The sequence below is a fragment of the Microcoleus sp. LAD1_D3 genome, assembly GCF_036702135.1.
In the GTDB taxonomy this organism is placed as follows: domain Bacteria; phylum Cyanobacteriota; class Cyanobacteriia; order Cyanobacteriales; family Microcoleaceae; genus Microcoleus.
Genome location: NZ_JAUBSB010000159.1, coordinates 1 through 1,481 on the forward strand (window position 1 = coordinate 1; position 1,481 = coordinate 1,481).

Sequence of the window (1,481 nt, forward strand, 5' to 3'; positions counted from 1 at the left end):
CAATGGCACTGAAAAAGGCTTAATCACGCCCGCAGTTTAGCTTTCAAGACAGAGCGAGGTTCCTGCATTCGAGGATACGGTTTCGGCCTGCGTTTTAAAACTCTGGGTTCAGAACGCTCAGGTCGAATCGTGAGTAAATTAGTTGCCACCTGTTCCAAAAGTAATTGACGCCATAGTCGCTGTTGGCGTTTTCCTGTAGTTGCCAACAGCGTCAATAACAGATTAAACTGCTGCCTAGTTGATTGGAATGAGAGTTGAAAAACTGTATTTTTTGACGAAGATACAGCCTGCCACATAATGGTACGTAGTAAAGTGTAGGCTAATAAGTGTGTCCAGATTTCTTTTCTCACCATCACCGGAGTTTTAGCTGTTAACATCTCCATTTTTAACGTGGTTTTGAGATAGCGTAAATTGACTTCTGCTGCCGACCAACGTAATCCATATAAAGAAGTCAATTTTTCAACAGTGTACCGCTTGGCATCTACCAATGTTGTCACTACAATGATACGCTCATCTCTGAAGCCTCGGCGTTTAATTCGTAAGCATACTTCCCGGACGATGAAACTAGACGGCAATGCCTCGAATTCCTCAATAGTCATGTGGTTGGGACACTGTTGTGGCTTATTCCACACGACTTTGTGGTCGCCAATTCCCAACTTTTTTCCCCGTCTAAAGTCAGTTTTACGGAGATGATTCTTACGGAAAACAGCATCTGCTCCTTGCTGTTTCACTAAAACTAAATCAACATAATTACCATAAGCTTGATCTGCCAATATCACATCGTCGGGGACTAAATTTGCATAAATCAAACGGCTCATCACAATCTCACTGCTTGCCAAGGATGCTATGCCAGCGGATACCACAGCCCCTGTTAGTAATGAAAAGAGTACCACTATTTTAGCGATGGGAAATCCACACCCAGCTTTTTGATTACTGTGTTGCGGATACTCGGCTTGATTAGCAGCAGTATCATTCATCAACACTGTTGTCCCATCTAGTACCCGCACCCGTCGTCCACACCATTGTTGTTCTAGAGGAACTTCCTTTTCTAGGGCTTCTGCGACTATTGGTACTAACTGTTGAACGAGTTTTTCTGGTAGTCGCTTACGAGCTTTACTATATGCCCCGGTATCAGAAGAAGGAGACTTGACTCCGGCCGCACTCAACCACGTACTCATCCGCTTCACGGCTTGACTCAAACTTTTGTCGGGCTCTAGTACCTGGGATATCATCGCCCACAAGGTGACTATCGGTGTGTAGATGCTTTGGTAGTAGGTGATCTTCTCCTTCGCTAGAAGCTCCTGGACTAACTCTTCTGGCAGCAGCTTCTCCCAAGGTGAGGCAACGCTCTGCAAAAATTGTTGTTTGAGAATGCACCCACGATTTGGCATAATGGAGAGAGATATTTTGGTTTGTAAGGCAATTATCTATGTATATCTTGCCTTACAGATTTTTTTTTGCTCACTTTTTCAGTGCCATTG

General features: G+C 44.2%; 1 pseudogene. It reads right to left on the minus strand.

From position 1 onward, the window contains the following. Nucleotides 1-23: 23 nt before the first annotated feature. A pseudogene (locus QUA74_RS29735) lies at nucleotides 24-1,373 on the minus strand (IS4 family transposase); the annotation flags it as partial. Nucleotides 1,374-1,481: the final 108 nt, after the last annotated feature.